12 protein-coding genes are annotated in these 17,563 nt (G+C 57.9%); 7 read left to right on the plus strand and 5 right to left on the minus strand.

The window, feature by feature from the left end:
• Window positions 1–71: 71 nt before the first annotated feature.
• Together ACP7AJ_RS05880 and ACP7AJ_RS05885 are read right to left on the minus strand one after the other, a co-directional pair.
• On the minus strand, window positions 72–836 hold the full coding sequence (locus ACP7AJ_RS05880) for an alpha/beta hydrolase fold domain-containing protein (protein WP_426059262.1): 765 nt from the start codon (window positions 834–836) through the stop codon (window positions 72–74).
• Between the two features lie 104 nt (window positions 837–940).
• Window positions 941–1,810 carry a chlorophyllase/cutinase-like alpha/beta fold protein gene (locus ACP7AJ_RS05885; RefSeq protein WP_426059263.1) on the minus strand — a complete coding sequence of 290 codons (870 nt, stop codon included), beginning with the start codon at window positions 1,808–1,810 and terminating at the stop codon, window positions 941–943.
• 591 nt (window positions 1,811–2,401) lie between these two features.
• Between ACP7AJ_RS05885 and ACP7AJ_RS05890 the strand changes: the two genes are divergently transcribed.
• From ACP7AJ_RS05890 to ACP7AJ_RS05900, 3 genes are all read left to right on the plus strand, one after another.
• The gene (locus ACP7AJ_RS05890; RefSeq protein WP_426059264.1) at window positions 2,402–3,625 is read left to right on the plus strand and encodes an acetylxylan esterase; all 1,224 of its coding nucleotides are present in this window, start codon (window positions 2,402–2,404) and stop codon (window positions 3,623–3,625) included.
• A 300-nt stretch (window positions 3,626–3,925) separates the two neighbouring features.
• Window positions 3,926–4,714 (plus strand): MBL fold metallo-hydrolase, encoded by a 789-nt coding sequence (locus tag ACP7AJ_RS05895; RefSeq protein WP_426059265.1) that lies wholly within the window; start codon window positions 3,926–3,928, stop codon window positions 4,712–4,714.
• Window positions 4,715–5,123: 409 nt separating this feature from the next.
• Entirely contained in the window at window positions 5,124–5,891 is a 768-nt protein-coding gene (locus tag ACP7AJ_RS05900) for an SDR family oxidoreductase (protein WP_426059266.1), read from the plus strand.
• 157 nt (window positions 5,892–6,048) lie between these two features.
• Here ACP7AJ_RS05900 and ACP7AJ_RS05905 read toward each other — a convergent pair whose 3' ends face one another.
• The 3 genes from ACP7AJ_RS05905 to ACP7AJ_RS05915 form a co-directional block, all read right to left on the minus strand.
• Complete coding sequence (locus ACP7AJ_RS05905; RefSeq protein WP_426059267.1) at window positions 6,049–6,843, minus strand: thymidylate synthase; 795 nt, start codon at window positions 6,841–6,843, stop codon at window positions 6,049–6,051.
• 283 nt (window positions 6,844–7,126) lie between these two features.
• Window positions 7,127–10,270: a T9SS-dependent M36 family metallopeptidase gene (locus ACP7AJ_RS05910; protein ID WP_426059268.1), complete on the minus strand. Its 3,144-nt coding sequence runs from the start codon at window positions 10,268–10,270 to the stop codon at window positions 7,127–7,129.
• A 677-nt stretch (window positions 10,271–10,947) separates the two neighbouring features.
• On the minus strand, window positions 10,948–11,157 hold the full coding sequence (locus tag ACP7AJ_RS05915) for a hypothetical protein (RefSeq protein WP_426059269.1): 210 nt from the start codon (window positions 11,155–11,157) through the stop codon (window positions 10,948–10,950).
• 180 nt (window positions 11,158–11,337) lie between these two features.
• Here ACP7AJ_RS05915 and ACP7AJ_RS05920 point away from each other — a divergent pair, with 180 nt between their 5' ends.
• The 4 genes from ACP7AJ_RS05920 to ACP7AJ_RS05935 all read left to right on the plus strand — a co-directional run bounded on the left by ACP7AJ_RS05920 (window position 11,338) and on the right by ACP7AJ_RS05935 (window position 17,540).
• On the plus strand, window positions 11,338–13,647 hold the full coding sequence (locus ACP7AJ_RS05920; protein ID WP_426059270.1) for an efflux RND transporter permease subunit: 2,310 nt from the start codon (window positions 11,338–11,340) through the stop codon (window positions 13,645–13,647).
• A gap of 164 nt (window positions 13,648–13,811) precedes the next feature.
• Window positions 13,812–15,233, plus strand: a complete 1,422-nt coding sequence (locus tag ACP7AJ_RS05925; RefSeq protein WP_426059271.1) for a Glu/Leu/Phe/Val family dehydrogenase — start codon at window positions 13,812–13,814, stop codon at window positions 15,231–15,233.
• A gap of 120 nt (window positions 15,234–15,353) precedes the next feature.
• Window positions 15,354–16,529, plus strand: a complete 1,176-nt coding sequence (locus ACP7AJ_RS05930; RefSeq protein ID WP_426059272.1) for a serine hydrolase domain-containing protein — start codon at window positions 15,354–15,356, stop codon at window positions 16,527–16,529.
• A gap of 54 nt (window positions 16,530–16,583) precedes the next feature.
• Window positions 16,584–17,540: an isoaspartyl peptidase/L-asparaginase family protein gene (locus ACP7AJ_RS05935; protein ID WP_426059273.1), complete on the plus strand. Its 957-nt coding sequence runs from the start codon at window positions 16,584–16,586 to the stop codon at window positions 17,538–17,540.
• Window positions 17,541–17,563: the final 23 nt, after the last annotated feature.

Raw genomic sequence — 17,563 nt, forward strand, 5'->3', positions numbered from 1 at the left:
CTGGTGCTTATTAACAACTCTGATTAGCATAATCATGCAATGATTCAGCCTGCGTGGATTTACGGTTTATCCTACGGCTTCAAATACTTAGCAAGAAAATTCTCTATCGCCGGGTCGGTTGTATCCAACTTGTCGGCATACGCCACCCCGTGGCCCACCCCGTCTATTCTCAGGTATTCGATGGGGGCACCGGCTTGGCGCATCTTCTGCACAAAATCATCGGTCCGCGCGGCGCGAACAACTGGGTCATCGGCCCCCTGGATGAGGAGCATCGGCGGGTGGTTGGCCGCGATATAGCCTATCGGCCACCAGACGGTTTTGGCCATGGGAACATCCCGGCCGAGCTCGGTGGGTGGCGCACCGGCCACCACCACATTCAGCTGGCTGGAATAGTCGTTCCAGCCGCCGTCACCTTCCAGGCCGGCCGACTTTGGTACCATAGCTAGCATCAGGGCCAGGTGGGCGCCGGCCGAATGACCGTAGCTCCCAATGCGGGCTGGGTCGACTTGGTATTTGGCTGCGTGCGCCCGCAGCCAGCGTACCGCAGTCTTTACGTCCTCGATACACGCCGGAAATGGGGCTTCGCCGGTCAGCCGGTAGTTGACATTGATGGTAACGTAGCCTTTGAGCGCGTAGTCCATCATCATTTTCTGATAAACGGCGTCTGACTTTGAGCCCCCGCTCCACCCGCCCCCGTGCACAATCACGAGGGCCGGCCGCAGCTGACGGCCCCCATCTGCCGGCATGGCTAGGTCCAGCACCCAGGCGGGGCTGCTGCCTTCTCGGTACCGAATGTCTTTGGCTAAGGTTATGGTTTTAGAGCCAGGGTCACGCACCGTACTCTTTGAGCTATTTCCTTGGTTGACCGGGCGGCTGCAAGAAGCCGCCGCTACCGCCATCGATAGCATTACAACAGATAGCAGCTTTCTTTTCATAGCGTTTACTGTTTAAGATTTTTGGCCTTCACCGTCCAGCCCGGATACGCAGCCAGCTCATTCTGAAGAAATACAGTGGCCTTGTTCGTTTGGCCTTTCAACTGCCAGTCCAGCCAATCAAGTGCTATGCGGGCAAAAGAACCCCCGAACTTATCACCAAAAGTGCCCATGTGGCCCCCGTTGCCCAGGTCGGCAAAGGCCACCGGAACCTGGTCGATTCGTTCGTAATCCATTTGCGCATTGGCATAAGCAATATCAGAAGGTCCGCCAATGATATATACAATCGGACCATGTAGCTTTTTCAAGGAGGCTTGGTCGGCGCCGGCCATCGACATGTTGCCCATACCGGCGTTGAAAATGACCGATGTTTTGATTCGGGCATCGGCTGCTGCATATAGCGCCTGAGCACCGCCGCAGGACTGTCCCATGGCTGCTATCTTACTAATGTCTATGCGCTTATAATACTCGCTTTTTTTATCCATGCTTTGAGCAACTATCCAATCAATCGCTGCTAATAGCATAGAGGATGGCGTGGAAGCGGGAGTTTTTAACGGTTCCTTTGCCAGGGCCCCGATGGCAATAATAAGGTAGCCATGCGAGGCAATTTCCGACAGTACCCGCTCGTGGGTGATGGAGGTATTAGCACAGCCACCGTTACCAAACACAATGACCGGCAGCCGGCCTTCCGCCCTTGAGGCAGCCTTGATATCTTTTGGACGGTAGACCACATAGTCGGGAAAAGCGGCTTCTTTCGCGGCCATGGCTTTATGCGGCCCACTGCTGCCATCATCAATTACCTTGGAATCTATCACCTGAGCATAGGTCGCAATGGTGAATAAGCAAAGCAGCCAGGTAGTTGCAATGAATTTTCTCATGGAGGGGCACTGTTCGTAAAGGGCGTAATCTTACGCTAAGCTAGCCGCAGATGACCCAACCCGGCTCGCGACCAGAGGATTTTAAGCTTGGCCGCCACCGGTCGGGTACGTTATCAGATGGGGAGGAGCCGCCGGGTTGCCCATGCCTTGGGGTTGTGGTATTGGTTGGCGGCCAGTGCCGCGTGGGCTAAAGGACACTTTTTGCTACAGGGTAGACTTTCACGCGTAGCCTTCAAGCAGCATTCATTCAAAAAGGGCAGCCGTAAAACGGCGGTAAAAAGTGCGTTTTCAAGCGGTTGTTTGCATATCGTGTAAATTCGGCCCTCCGCTTAAACAAACCCCATAAACGCCGGAGAATTGCTGCTGGATAAGGGATTTAAAGCAATACCTTCCAAGCAACAGCGGCCGCTTAATTCAGCAAATCTCTACTGCTGAAGCACCAGCTATAGCGGTTAATCCCAGACTTTATTACCGATTTAAGTTAGCATGAGATACACCTGCATTTTAGTGACTTTGTGCCTCTACCTGCTGCTTTTACCAGCAGCACGTGCGCAGAACGCGGCAGCGCCTGTAAAGCTCATTAGCTTACTAATGACGCCTGGCGCTGCTGATTGGAAATATGAGGTGAATCAACCGGCCTCGGTGCAGGTGACCGTATTGAAAAATGATGTGCCGCTGGAAGAGGTAACCATCCGCTACGAGTTTGGTCCGGAAATGCTGGCGGCCGAGAAAAAGGGAACCCTGAAGCTAAAGCAGGGCCGGGGAAAAATTGACATCGGCACGAGCCGGGAGCCGGGTTTTCGGCAATTGCTGGTCGAGACGGAATACCGGGGCAAGACCTACCGCAACTTGGTGAAAGTAGGTTTTTCACCGGAGCGGATTGCCCCCACCGTGGCCCTGCCTGCTGATTTTTCTGCGTTTTGGGAGGCGGCCAAAGCTGAGGCCGCCAAAGTGCCGATGGACGCCCACCTAACCTTCCTGCCGGAACATTCCACTTCCACCGTTGATGTCTACCTGGTAAACCTGCAGCATTACAAACATGGCCAGCGCTTGTACGGATTCTTGTGCAAACCAAAGGCTCCCGGCAAGTACCCGGTGCTGTTTTCACCGCCGGGCGCGGGGGTAAAACCGGCAGCGCCAAACACCTTTTTTGCCGACCAGGGCTTTATTAGCCTGAGCACGGAAATCCATGGCATTTCGCCGCTGCTAGACGCGGGCACCTACAAAAACCTCAGCAATGCCTTTGGTGATTACATGTCGGTCCGGCTCGATGACCGGGATAATTACTATTACAAAAGCGTGTACCTGAGCGGTATCCGCGCGATTGATTATTTGAGCAGCTTGCCCGAATTTGACGGCCAAAACGTGGTCGTGACCGGCGGCAGCCAGGGTGGGGCCCTCGCCATGGTAACGGCGGCGCTGGACCAGCGGGTAAAGGCCGTGGCTGCCTTTTACCCGGCTCTATGTGACGTAACCGGTTACCTGCACGGCCGGGCCGGGGGCTGGCCGCACTTGCTGAACGCGCGCGCGGCTGGCACGAACAATACCCCAGCCAAACTCCGCACAATCGGCTACTACGACGTCGTTAATTTCGCCCGGCAACTCACGGTCCCCGGCTTTTACTCGTGGGGCTACAATGACAATACGTGCCCGCCCACCTCGGTTTATGCGGCCGTAAACGCCGTGAAGGCCCCTAAGACCGTGGTGATTGAACCCATTACCGGCCACTGGCGCTTTGAGGAAACCAACCAAGAATCCATGGAGTGGCTGAGGCAACAAGTCGGAAGCAGTCTATTTCCCATCAAGAAACCGTAACCCCGTCACCAGACCCCATATCTTCTATTGGAGCCGCTGCTAGCGGCATTTTCCGGTGTGGTGCTTGCCCCCTTGGACATACTTGCTTTGACGTTCCTGCCAATAAGGGCTGCCAATTGCGCCGAGGCGTTTGATTTTGTGGGTATTATTGACGCAATGCCGCTATGGGCCTTGGTGCTACATGGCCTGAACTTGTGCAGGGCGCCCCGGTTATGATACCGGTTTCGGGGGCGATTACTGCTACAAGCCAAGCGGCTGTATGAAGCCGGTCATACTTCTTACTCAACAGCCAACAATCTAATGAAATCGACCATCCTTCTCACGGCCGCTCTGGCAGCTTTTGCCGTGCCAGCGCCGGCCCAAACCGCCCCCACCGTGGCTGTGTCGCGGGTGGGCGCTGACCGGATTGCGACTAAAAAAGGTCCTCTCACGGTGCAGCCCATCACGCACGGCAGTGTGGTGTTGACGTGGAATGGCAAGACTATGTACGTGGACCCCTACGGCGGGTCGGCGGCCTACGCTGGGCTGGCTGCGCCTGATGTTATTCTTATTACCGACATTCACGGCGACCACCTGGACCTGAAGACGCTGGCGGGCCTCTCCCTGAGCAAGACCTTGCTGGTGGTGCCCCCAGCGGTGGCGGAGCTGCTGCCGGCGGCGTACCAAGCGCAGGCCCGGGTCCTGCGCAACGGCCAGCGGCTCGACACGCTGGGCCTGCGGGTGACGGCCATTCCGATGTACAACCTGCCCGAAGCGCCCGACGCGCGGCACCCCAAAGGCCGGGGCAACGGCTACGTGCTGACCCTGGGCGGCAAAAACGTGTACCTGTCCGGCGACACCGAAGACATTGCCGAAATGCGCGCCCTCAAGGGCATCGACGTGGCATTCGTGTGCATGAACCTGCCCTACACCATGGATTTGCAACAGGCCGCGCAGGGCGTACTAGCCTTTAAACCGGGCATTGTCTACCCATACCACTACCGGGGTTCGAGTGGCCTGAGCGACGTGGGCGCCTTTAAGAAAACCGTGAACTCAGCCAACCAGAAAATCGACGTTCGGCTGCGCAACTGGTACCCGGCGGGACAGTAGAAGCAAACGAGACTTACGAAGCACGTCCGGCCGGGCAATGGGCCTCGTCGGTCGCGCTGGACAGCAAAGCCCTGCCGACGCATTAATTGGCAGAAGTCGCAGTTGAATCGGCCCACCTGGCGCTGGAGCAATTGCTGGACCAGTGGCCGCAGCGTACTGAGCCTACGTCCATGCTCTGGGCCGCAGGCGAGAATTCCAGAAATCTTGGCGCCTGCCGCTGGGCCGAATCGGCACCAATCAGCTCACCCGAGTAACCGGATTACGAGGAGCGCCCTAATTGACCGTGTGGGCTCCTCATGAAAACTCTCATCTCCCGGCGGCGCCTTCTTTGACTAGCTGTCGACACAAACACTGCGCGTTTTAAGGCGCTACGCTCAACCCTTCCACTACCTGCCTCGTCTTAGCAGCTATGACGAATCAATGGAATCTAACGGGCCGCCGGGCCCTGGTGACTGGGGCCACTAAAGGCATTGGCTGGGCGGTGGCGGAAGAACTGCTAACGTTTGGCGCCCAGGTGCTCGTCGTGGCCCGCGACGCCGCCGAAGTCGCGCAGGTGGTGGAAGACTGGGTTCAACGGGGCCTCCCTGCAACCGGCATCGCGGCAGATGTGAGCACCGAGGCAGGCCGAGCCGCCATCTTTGAGCAGGTGCATACCCAGTGGCAAGGCCTGGATTTGCTAATCAACAACGTAGGCACCAACATTCGCAAGTCGTTTAACGACTACACCACGGCCGAATACGAGCAGTTGTTTCAGGTGAACCTGTTCAGCGCCATTGAAATGTGCCGGGCGGCCTACCCCCTGTTAGCGGCCTCCGACCAGGCTGCGGTTGTGAACGTAGGCTCGGTGGCAGGCCGGTTCGACGTAGGGACCGGCGCGCCCTACGGCATGACCAAGGCGGCTGAAGAGCAGCTGGCCCGCCACCTGGCCGTGGAGTGGGCCCCCGTTGGCATACGGGTCAACACCGTATCGCCCTGGTTTATTCATACGCCCCTGACCAAGACCTTGCTGGCTCGCCCCGAGATGCTAGCCAAAGTAGTGGCTGGCACGCCTTTGGCCCGCGTAGGCGAGCCAGCCGAAGTAGCGGCGGCAGTAGCATTTTTGTGTTTGCCCGCTGCGTCCTACATCACCGGCCAATGCCTGCTTGTGGACGGCGGCCTGAGCGCGAAAGGCTTGTAAGGCGCCGCCGGGAGGCGCGGATGCCAGTACGACCGTAGACTCCGCGCCTCCTCCCTAAAAAGCTGTTTAAGCTACTCGGGGTATTTAGCTTTATTTCATGCCAGCAAGGCGCTATAGTTCGGAATCAACCGAGCGTCAATAGCAGTGGAACTAGAGACTACACGGCTACCGGCGCTTTTATCGCAGGCCAAGGCTCGTAGTTCTTCAACTCAAAATCTTCGTATTTGAACCCGAAAATGTCCGTCACTGTGGGGTTCACATGCATTAGGGGCAGCGGTTTGGGGTCGCGCTCCAGCTGCAGGCGGGCTTGCTCGAGGTGGTTGCTGTAGAGGTGGGTATCGCCGCCGGTCCAAATGAATTCGCCAGGCTGCAGGCCGGTTACCTGGGCCACCATGAGGGTGAGTAGCGCGTAGCTGGCAATGTTGAAGGGGACGCCCAGGAAGACGTCGGCCGAGCGCTGGTAGAGTTGGCAGGAGAGCTTGCCATCGGCTACGTAAAACTGAAAAAGGGCGTGGCAGGGCTGCAGCTTCATTTCGGGCAGTTCGGCTACATTCCACGCCGAGACGAGGATGCGGCGCGAGTCGGGCTGGGTTTTGAGCTGCTCGATAACCTGGCTGATTTGGTCGATGTGGCCGCCGTGGCCATCGGGCCAGGAGCGCCACTGGTGACCGTACACGGGGCCGAGCTCGCCGTTGGCGTCGGCCCACTCATCCCAGATTTTTACGCCGTGCTCTTTGAGGTAGGCTATATTGGTGTCGCCCTTCAGGAACCACAGCAGTTCGTGGATGATGCTCTTCAGGTGCACCTTCTTGGTGGTCACCAGCGGGAACCCTTCGGCCAGGTTGAACCGCATCTGCGGTCCGAAGATGGAAATAGTGCCGGTGCCAGTGCGGTCGGTTTTCACGGTACCCTGGTCAAGAATCTGGCGAAGCAAGTCGAGGTATTGGCGCATGGCAAGGCGGAGTAGCCCTTTAGGGCAGAAAACGGCTGGAATCATTCAACTCAGCAGCACGCCAAGTCAATTGGCAAAAGTAGCCAATGCTGCCGGCAGTTGACTGCGCTGCCCAAGTGACCGGTGAATATGAAGTGGACTCGGTTACAAAGTCTGACCAGCGCAGTTTAGCCTTGAGTATACCGGCAGGTGTACACCGAATCCGAAACCGCTCTAAAAACAAGAAGGGAGGCCGCGCATTGCTGCGGCCTCCCTTCAAGTGGGACTCGTGTTAAGGACTAGACTAGTCCATCAACAGGATGCGGGCAAACTGGCTCTGGGTGCCGGTTACCAAACGAACCACGTACATGCCCGTGGCCAAGCGGCCTTTGCTGAAGCTGTAGTCGCGGCGTTCGCCGGCATCGCCGGTGCCTTCGGCCACTACCGATACCAGGGCGCCTTGCATGTTCAATACTTCCAGGCGGTACGAACCGGCTTTGGTGAGCGTGAACGACAGGTTGGTAGTCGAAGCGGTGGGGTTGGGCGAGGCCATCAGCTGCAGCTCGTTGGTGCCGCTGTCGGCAACCACCAAGCTAGACTCTGTGGCTTTGGCCTGGGGCGTAGTGCACTTGCCGATGGTGGCTTTGCCAGTGGAGAGCAGCTGGCCCGCCTCCTTAACATCTACACACATGGGTTTGCCTTTGAAGCATACCTCCACTTTCTTCGCATTAACGGGGCCACAGCGTACATCGATTACCTCAATGGTAACGTTGGCAGACCGGGTGCACTCGTTGTCGTTCTTCACGGTCACGGTGAAGGTGTACGAGCCAGCCGTGGTAGGCGTGAACACGGGGTTTGCAATCGAAGCATTGCTCAGGCCTGCGGCCGGAGCCCAGGTGAAGGACGTGAAGGCGGGGTCAGCCGAGATGTTGCTAGCCGTCAGGGTCACCGTCTGCGTGCCGTAGCCCAGGTAGATGGTTTTAGCGGCAGCACCGGTGAAGCCTGCAGTGGCCGGCGACACGGTGATGGTGGGCGCCGAGCAAGCGTACATGGGGGGAACATCGAAAGCCTCTACTTGGTCAGAGCGACTGGTGCTCAGTCCCTGCTTGGCACTAAAGCCCAAGCCACGCTTGGCAAATGCACGCCAGATAAGCTCTTGGTTAGCGCCGCCGTTGTTGGTACGGTCGGCTAAGAGAATGGCATCGCGGCCATCCACGAAACCAGGGCGGCAAGGCTGCAGCTTCATGCCGTCGATGACTAGTTGCATGGCCAGGTTATTACCGCCTGTGCCCGAGTAGAGGTCTTCGTCGAAACCGTACTTGCTAATCAAGTCCCAAGTCATGTCCCAGAGCATGGTCGACCACACAAAGCCAATGCCGTGGGGCCGGCTGATAGCAGGGTTGTTGGTGGCTGCGTAGGTAAAGCTGTTGATTCCGAAATCGGTGCTGTAGGGCGCAGGGCGAATGCCGTTGCCGTCGGTGGCCTGGCCCTGCACGTAGGTGCCGATGCCGCGCTTTTTGCCAGCGGTGTCGCCGGGCTTCATGGTCATCACCAAGCCCAACCAGTCGCTCCAGCCTTCGCCCATTTGCTCTTCGTTGTTTAAGCAAGTGGCTAGCAGGCGGCCACCGGTGAGGCGGTTAGATACACCATGACCGTATTCGTGGGCAATGATGCCGTTGTCAAAGTCGCCGTCCAGTTCGGGCTTGCCATCGTCTTTAAGCGCAATGGTAACCTCTTCGCCAGCATTCATCTGATTACGGATGGCCAAACCCGTCACGTCGCTAACCATCACGACCGGAATCGTTACGGGAACGGTAGGAGTGCCGCCCAGGGCGATGGGAGCGCCAGGAGCATTGTTGATGATAACAACGGCACTAGCGCCTGCCTTCTGGGCTGCCTCCGCCTTCTCCGTGAACGGGCAAGTGCCGCGGTACACTACCGCAATGTTGCCGGCTATTTCAGTCACGTTGGTAACGGCGCCACAACCCTGTTCGGGCACAGTACCCGTGCCTTGGGCAATTACGAGCTTACCCGTAAGCGAAGCCGAGGTCAGCTGCTTGCCCCAGCCAGCCTGCGTGGCCGGATAGAAGCCGGCAATTACCGCGGGCGTTACCACGCGGAACATGTCCGGGTCGGCCGGGCTGCTCCACAGGTACATCTGCATGCGGGGGGCGCCGCCATCGGCAGGAGTCGCGAAGTTGGCGTTGTTGCGGGTTGTAGGGATGTTGCGGCTATCCTGCGCTTCAGCCAGCACGGGGTCGCTCTGCGCGCCGCCTTTGCCAAAGTTGCCGTATTGGAAGTTGCCGCTGGCCTCGTCAAAGCCATACTGGTACCACACATCGTGAATGATGTTGTTCCAGTAGAATAGGTTCGCCGTGGCCGCGTTGCGGTTAACAACGGGCTGCTTGGTTAGGTCAAGCGGGAAGTTGAAATTCAGGTCAGCACCACCATCGGGGCTGTAGTTCAGGTTAAAGTTGTTGTTGTTGTTGGGGTCTTCGTAAGCGAAGACGTTGTTGCCGCGAGTCCGGGTTTCATCGCCAAATGGCGTGTAGTGCCAGCCCCTGGGCGAGGCCGTGGCGTCGGCTTTGGAAGTAGAGACCACCGAGCGGTCACCATGGCTGGGACTTTCTAATGGCATGGCAAACACGCTATAGGAATTGCCAGCCGTGATGCTGGCAATGACGCGCGAGAAGTCAAACGCTTTAACTTCTGCCTTAGCGGCGTGAGCATGGCCTTCGTGCATGGCCACACCATTGGGGCCGTTGTTGTCAAACTGGCAGTGCGTTACCAGGTTGTCTTTCTCCAGGAACTCGCCCGTGGCGGCATCTACGCGGATGTTCCACCAGTTCTGGGCGTCCAGTTCGTAGATAGACACTTCCCAGGCCAGGCGCAAGCTGCCGTCGGGCATGGGCTGGTACACGAGCTTGCTTGTGATGGGCTCCAGCGAAATACCGCCTTTGGAGAACACTACTGCATCACCAGTGCTTTCTGCGCGCTTCTCAACCGCTAGTGGTTGCTTTAGAGAAATGTTAAGGTGCTTGGCGGCAGCAGCCACGGCGGCCTGAGCCGACATTTTCGAGCCCTTGGCTTTTACTTTTTTACCCGCCTGCTTTTCGAAACGGTTGCCCACCTGCACGACTTCGTCGTTTTTGGTCAGGCTGATGTTGGTAACGGCGTTGTGAATCTCGATGCCCTGGTACCGCTGCTGCAGGTACAGGTGCCGGAGGCCGCTTTTTTTGGAGCTGCTTTCGCTGCTCAGTACCAAGTCGGCAATGTCCTCATCGGAGAGTTGCAGCGCCTGCTTTTTGCTTTTAAGGTGTTCGAGTGCGGCACGAGGCACGGCTGCTTTGTTGGCAGCGGGTGAGCCCTGGCTAAATGCCGCGTTTCCCGATGAGATTAGGGCTGCCGTCAGCATAAGACGAGCGACCCGAGGTAGTTGTTTTCTCATTAAAATAGAATGAATGTGTACTGGAAGTATCCTAAAACTAAGGGGTTAGTTATAAGTGGACTCCAAAAATATAGTTTTCATAACATCAACATATTATTGCACTCTTTATATATTAGCTAACTTATCGGTCTCTATTCATCCTGAGACCAGATTTTGCCTAATGAAAATTTAACTGTATAAAATTATGGCATTCCATAAAAGGGTACGCCCATATAGCCGAATGCAGGACATTTTAACTTCCAACTGACCCAACGGCATCGGCCTAAGGCTCAGCTTAGTTTGCCTGCGAAAAGTGGCGATGACGCCAGGTTTCTTGTCTACTAGAATTCATTTTTGCGGTTTATTTTAGATTAGTTTACAATGTTGTCTTTAAAATGCTAACAATTTTTCTTGTAATAATTATAAAATATGAAATTTCATAACTCTTAATAAAGTACAAAAAATTTAGGTAAATACTCTCTGTTACATATAGATAGAAGAACCTTATAGCCCTCAACTGCTTGTTGCTGATACTACTGCCCTGTCCTAGCCAGCAGCACGCCGCGCCCTGAATCGGAACAGTCCTTTCTATTTTGGAAGAACGATGGCACAGAAAAAGCCGGCACACAACGGCCCCGCCCCTTCATGGGGCGGGGCCGTTGTGTGCCGGCTTACCTACGAAACGGTGCTTACGCCAACTAGAGCTTTACGGTAGCGGGCGCCTTCACAGCGGGCTTTACGCTAGCGGTCTTGCCTTCCTTTTTCATGCAGCAGGAGCTACCAGCGGCCATGGTTTTAGAGCAGGATTCCTTCTTGCCTTTTTTACCGTCCTTGTCGTGGCCATCGTGGGCAAAAGCAGCGCTGCCAGCGAAGGCAAACAAAGCAAGGGCGAGCAGGGTATTTTTCATGTGAAACGAAGTTGAGTGGAGGGAAACAAAAGGGGAAAATGCGCGGTTTTCAGGCTCTAATATACGCCGCTGTGCTGCATTAATTGTGAGTCGGAGCAGTGGTTGTTTTTCTGTTGTTGCCCACCTTTTGCCGTCGGCCCGGCACCTGCCCCGGCCGGTGGCGGCGCGGGCGGCCCGCTTATGCCTCTTCGCCGCCTCGCCCACCTCACCCTGTTCCTGCTGGGCCTCATCACGGTCCTGAGCGTGTATTCCACCGCTCAGCTGCGGTTCAACTACAACTTCAACGATTTTTACCCAGCCGGCGACCCCGACCTGGATTACTATCAGGGCTATACCCAGCGCTTCGGCAATGACAACGACTACGTGCTGCTGGGCCTGGAAGCCCCAGCCGGCAAAACGGTGTTTGACCCTGCCTTCCTCGCCCAAGTCGATACGCTGACCCGGCTGGCCCGGCGGCAGCGGCATGTGCTCAGTATCACCTCGCCCACCACCCTGTCCAATCCGGTGGTGGAGGGCTTGGGCCTGTTCAGCCTGCCCTACCTTCACCCCAACGAGCCTGCCCGCCGCGCCGACGATTCCACCCTTATCTACCGCACCCCCGGCCTGGTCGGCAACATCTTCAGCCCCGATGCCCGCGCCGTGGCCCTGGTCCTGCAAATCACCCCCGACCTGGAAAAGCCGCCCGGCGATTCCCTCTTTGCGGCGTTGCGGGCGGGTCTGGCACGGGCGGGCCTGCCCGACGAGCGGGTCCACTTTGCCGGAAAGCTGGTGGCACAGTCGGTATTCGTCGACCGCCTGCAGTGGGAGCTGGTCGTGTTCATGTCGCTCTCCGTTATACTGGTAACGGGCCTGCTCTGGCTCACCTTCCGCACGTGGTGGGGCGTGGTGCTGCCGCTGATAGTGGTGCTGGGGGCCATTCTATGGGGCCTGGGCGTGATGTCGGCCTTTGGCGTGAGCATTGACTTGATGACGGCCCTGCTCCCGCTCATGCTCTTTGTGGTGGGCATGTCCGACACCATTCACATCATCAGCCGCTACGTGAGCGAGCTGGGCTACGGCGCTGGCAAGAAGGAAGCGCTGTGGACTACTATAAAGGAGTCGGGGTTTGGGTCGGGCCTGTCGGCGCTCACCACCAGCCTGGGCTTCTTCACGCTGATGACGTCGACCATTCGGCCCATTCACAACTTCGGGTTGTTCACGGGCGTGGCCATCATCCTGGCGTTCATTCTCAGCTTCACGCTGCTGCCGGCCATGCTGGTGCTGCTGGGCAAGCCGCAGCTGCGGGAGCCCCGCCGCCAAGGCCACAGCTGGGACGGGGTGCTGGGCCGGCTGTTTCGCCTGGTGCTGGTGCGCCGGCGGCTCATTTTTGTGGTGAGTGGGCTGGTGCTGGCCACGGCCATTGGGTTCTCGACGCGCGTCCGCATCAATTCTTCCCTGCTCGACGACCTGTCGAAAAGCGACCCGGTGCGGCAGGACTTCTTCTTTTTCGAGCGCCAGTTTGCCGGCCTGCGGCCCTTTGAGATGGAGCTGAGGCCAGCGCCCGGCCGCGACATCTACGACCTGGCGGTGCTGCAGGAAACCGAAAAGATTGAAGACTACCTGCAACACACCTACGGGCTGCGCTTCGCGGCCTCGCCGGTTACGCTGGTAAAATCGGTCCGCAAAGCCCTGAATGGCGGAGGGTTGGCCGAATACCGCCTGCCCACCGACACCCTGGAGCTGCAGCGCCTGCGCAGCAAGCTCAAGCTATTTCGCAAAAAGCCAGAGTTCAGCGCCCTGGCCCTCCCCGATGGCTCGGCCGGCCGCCTTACCGGCCGCATGGCCGACGTGGGCAGCGTGCGCGCCGGTGCCCTCAACGACGCGTTGCGCAAACACTTGCGCGCCAGCGTCGACTCCACCGTCCTCACCACGCGCCTCACCGGCTCCTCCAACCTCATCGACAAGAACAACGAAAACCTTACCCTGAACATGATTCAAGGCATGGTCATCGACGTGCTGATGGTCATGCTGATTGTGCTGGCGCTGTTCAAATCCCTGCGCATGACCATTGTGGTGCTCATTCCCAACCTACTGCCCATCATCATTGTGGCGGGCGTGATGGGGCTAGCCGGCGTGAGCATGAAAGTGAGCACCAGTATCATTTTCACCATCGCCTTCGGCATTGCTGTCGACGACACCATTCACTTCATCTCCAAGCTGCGGCTCACGCTTGCGAAAGAGCCTGACATATTCAGGGCCGTGCGGCGCACGTATTTGCTCGCCGGCAAAGCCGTTATCACCACTTCCCTCATTCTGGTAGGCGGCTTTTCTACACTGCTGTTTTCGAAGTTTGATGGGACGTTTTACGTGGGCCTGCTCATTGGCCTGACTTTGCTGTTCGGCGTGGTGGCCGAGCTGACCTTGCTGCCGCTGCTGATTCTTTATTTCTACAAAAGACCAAAAGCCAGCCAGCCCCAACCCGATGATTTGGTGGTAGAAAGCAGGCTCTGACAATGTTGCCCCGGTCCTCTTGGCCATTAGCTGAGTTTAGACCTGCCGAGGTTACTCGAGGTGGGCTTCTTAAACGCCATGGGGAGTACGTTCGGCCTGCGTTTGACACAACGGTTCAATTCTATTTGCCGTTACGATAAAACTTTCCACCTAAACTTTCATGTATGAGCCAGCCAATTCAGGGAATAGACTTTTACAACAGTGTGCTGCAGTTCTACGACCAAGCGGCTAGCTTCTCTAAACTGGACCCCGGCATATTGGAGCAAATAAAGGCCTGCAACAGCATTTACAAGGTAAACTTCCCGGTTGAAGTTGAAGGCAAAATACAGGTGTTCGAAGGCATTCGGGTGCAGCACAGCCACCACAAGCTGCCCAGCAAAGGAGGCATCCGCTACAGTGTTCACGTAGATGAAGACGAGGTGAAAGCGCTGGCCACGCTCATGACCTTTAAGTGCGCCTTGGTCGACGTGCCGTTTGGCGGGGCCAAGGGCGGCGTAAAAATCAACCCCCGCACCAGCTCGGTAGAAACCCTGGAGCGCGTAACGCGGCGCTACGCCAGCGAGCTGATTAAGAAAAACCTAATTGGGCCGGGCGTCGACGTGCCGGCCCCGGACTACGGCACCGGCAGCCGCGAAATGGCCTGGATTGCCGACACCTACCAAGCCTTCAAATACGGCGACACCAGCGCTCTGGGCAGCGTTACGGGCAAGCCCGTGGGCCAGGGCGGCATCCGCGGCCGGACCGAAGCTACCGGCCTCGGCGTGTTCTTTGGACTGCGCGAGCTATTTAACGATACCGAAATGCTCAAGCAAATAGACTTGAGCAGTGGCATGAGCGGCAAGCGCATAATTGTGCAGGGCCTGGGCAACGTGGGTTATCACGCCGCCCATTTCTGCCAGAAGGCCGGCGCATTGATTATTGGTATTGCTGAGCGCGAAGGCGGTATTTTCAACGCTGATGGCTTCGACGTGGATGAGGTAGTGACGCACCGCACCAACAGCGGTTCAATTCTCGACTTTCCGGGCGCAAAGAATGTGGCCAACTCGGCCGACCTGCTGGAATACGAATGCGATGTGCTGCTGCCGGCCGCGCTGGAAAACCAGATTCACGACGGCAACGCCGCTCGCATCAAAGCCAAAATCATTGCCGAAGGAGCCAACGGCCCCGTGACCCGGGACGCCGAGAAAATTTTGCTCGAGCGCGGCATTGTCGTGCTGCCTGACTTGTACCTGAACGCCGGTGGCGTGACGGTTTCCTATTTCGAATGGCTGAAAAACCTGTCCAATGTTCGCTTTGGTCGCATGGGCAAGCGGGCCGAAGAAGCCTCGCTGCAGCGCTTGGTATCGGCCATTGAGCAGAACACCGGCAAAAGCATCAGCGCCCAGGAACGGGCGCTCATCGTGCACGGCACCGACGAAATTGACCTCGTGCGCTCCGGCCTGGAAGACACCATGATTGTGGCTTACCACGAAATCAGGGCGGTAATGAACGACGTGAAAGGCATCCAGGACCTGCGCACGGCGGCCTTCTATAGCGCCATCGAGAAAGTGGGCGTCAGCTACCAGTCGCTGGGTATTTTCCCGTAGGGACCAAGCGGTGCAGCGAGGCAGATGGTTGAGCCGCATTAATGAATAGAGTATAACTTGGAGGCCTTGGCGGCCGTCGGGCCTGCTTCCTTGATGCTCGTTCACTTTCACCGCTGCTCCGTGGTTTCTTCGCTTCGTAAAAGTTTTGCACTGCTGCTGCTTCCGGCACTGGCCACCTGCACCCGGCCGGCTAGCCCCACAGGGGCCACTGCCACCCCGGCAGCTGCTTATTTTCCCGCCCCTGGCGCTGCCTGGCAACGCCAGTCGGCGGCAGCGGCTGGGTTCGATTCTGTGCGGCTGGCCGAAGCAATAGCCTTTGCCCAAACGCAGGGGACTACCCAGATGAGGCCGGATTTCTCGACCCAGGAAGAGATATTTGGCAAACTGCTGGGGCCCATGCCCAGCAGCCGGGCAGCCACCAACGGCCTCGTGCTTCGCCACGGCTACATTGTGGCCGAATGGGGCGATACGCAGCGCCCCGACCCCACTTATAGCGTGGCCAAAAGCTTCCTCTCCACCATCCTGGGCATTACCCTGGAGCGGGGATTAATCAAGGACATCAAGGACCCCGTGGCGGCCTATGTCAAGGATGGTGGCTACGATTCTGAGCAAAACCGCTCCATCACCTGGGAGCACCACGCCCGGCAAACCAGTGAGTGGGAAGGCGAGCTGTGGGGCAAAAATGCCAACTTCATTGGCCGGGAGGCCTTCGGCAAAGGCGAACGCAAGCCGCGCGCCCTGCAAGTTCCCGGCACGTACTACGAGTACAACGATGTGCGCATCAACCGCCTGGCCCTGTCGCTGCTGCGGCTCTGGCAGCGCCCCCTGCCCAATGTGCTAAAACAGGAAGTTATGGACCCCATTGGCGCCTCCAATACCTGGCAGTGGGTGCCCTATCCCAACGCCGTGGCCACGGTAAAGGGCAAGTCCATGCCCTCCGTGAGCGGCGGTACTCGCTGGGGTGGCGGCTTGGTAATCAACGCCCGCGACGAAGCGCGGTTCGGCTACTTGCTGCTGCGCCAAGGCCGCTGGGGGCGCCGGCAACTGGTGTCGCCTAACTGGATAAAGCAGGCCACGACCCGCGGACCCGTTGGCCCCGACTACGGCTATCTTTGGTGGCTCAACACCGAGCAAAAAGCCTGGCCCGACGCCCCTGCTACTAGCTACGCCGCCCTGGGAGCCGGCCAGAACACCATTTGGATTGACCCTGAGCACGACCTCGTAATAGTGTGGCGCTGGCACAACGGCAGCCCGAACGACTTAATAAAGCGGGTCCTAACGGCGCTCAAACCCTAACCCTAACGTAGCCTGACTCTAGCGTCAGCCAGGATTTTCTTGCTCTCTTATTTCATGGGCTCCCCTCCTTTCCCCTTCACCCTCCTCCTTCATGGCGGCTCTGGCCGGCTGTACCCTGCTGGCGCCCCCTTCTTGAAAGAGGAAGATTATAAAGAAGCGCTTGCCGCGGCCTCACGCGCTGGCTTTGCCGTGTTGGCTAAAGGCGGAAGCAGCGTTGCCGCGGTTGAAACGAGCCTGAAAGTCTTGGAAGATTCGCCGTTGTTCAACGCAGGCCGGGGCTCCGTTTTTTCGCATGCCGGGGCAAACGAGATGGACGCTGCCATTATGAACGGCTTCACCCTGATGGCTGGCGCAGTGGCGGGAGTTCGGACCGTAAAAAACCCCATCTCCGCCGCCCGGGCCGTGATGGAGACTTCTCCGCACGTGCTGCTCACGGGCGTGGGTGCCGACGAGTTTTCGGCCACCTCCGGGCTGGAAACGGCACCCGCCTCCTGGTTTCACACCGATGAGCGTTGGCAACAACTACAAGTGCTGAAGGAAGCCGAGCTGCGCCACCTGTCTCACGCTCAAACCCTGCCCCAAAGTTCTAAATATGGAACCGTGGGCGCTGTGGCGCTTGACCAAGCGGGGCGGCTTGCGGCTGGAACATCTACCGGTGGCATGCTGAACAAGCGGTTTGGCCGGGTGGGCGATTCTCCACTTATTGGAGCTGGCACCTATGCCAATCACGTTTGCGCGGTATCGGGCACCGGCCACGGCGAGTTTTTCATCCGCCACGCCGTAGCCCACGACATCGCCGCGCTAATGGAGTACAAGGGCCTGACTGTACAGGAGGCGGCCGACCTTGTTATTCACCAAAAAGTAGCTGCCGCGGGCGGCAAGGGCGGCGTCATTGCGCTCGACTCCCGGGGAAACGTAGCAAAACCCCATAGTACGGAGGGCCTTTTCTGGGCCCTGGCCAGTGCCGATGGTCGTCAGGAAATCAATGTATGCAACATGGTTATCGAATGACGCAGCAGGTAATCACCGCTAGA

The organism is Hymenobacter sp. B1770, from assembly GCF_049896385.1.
Lineage (GTDB): Bacteria > Bacteroidota > Bacteroidia > Cytophagales > Hymenobacteraceae > Hymenobacter.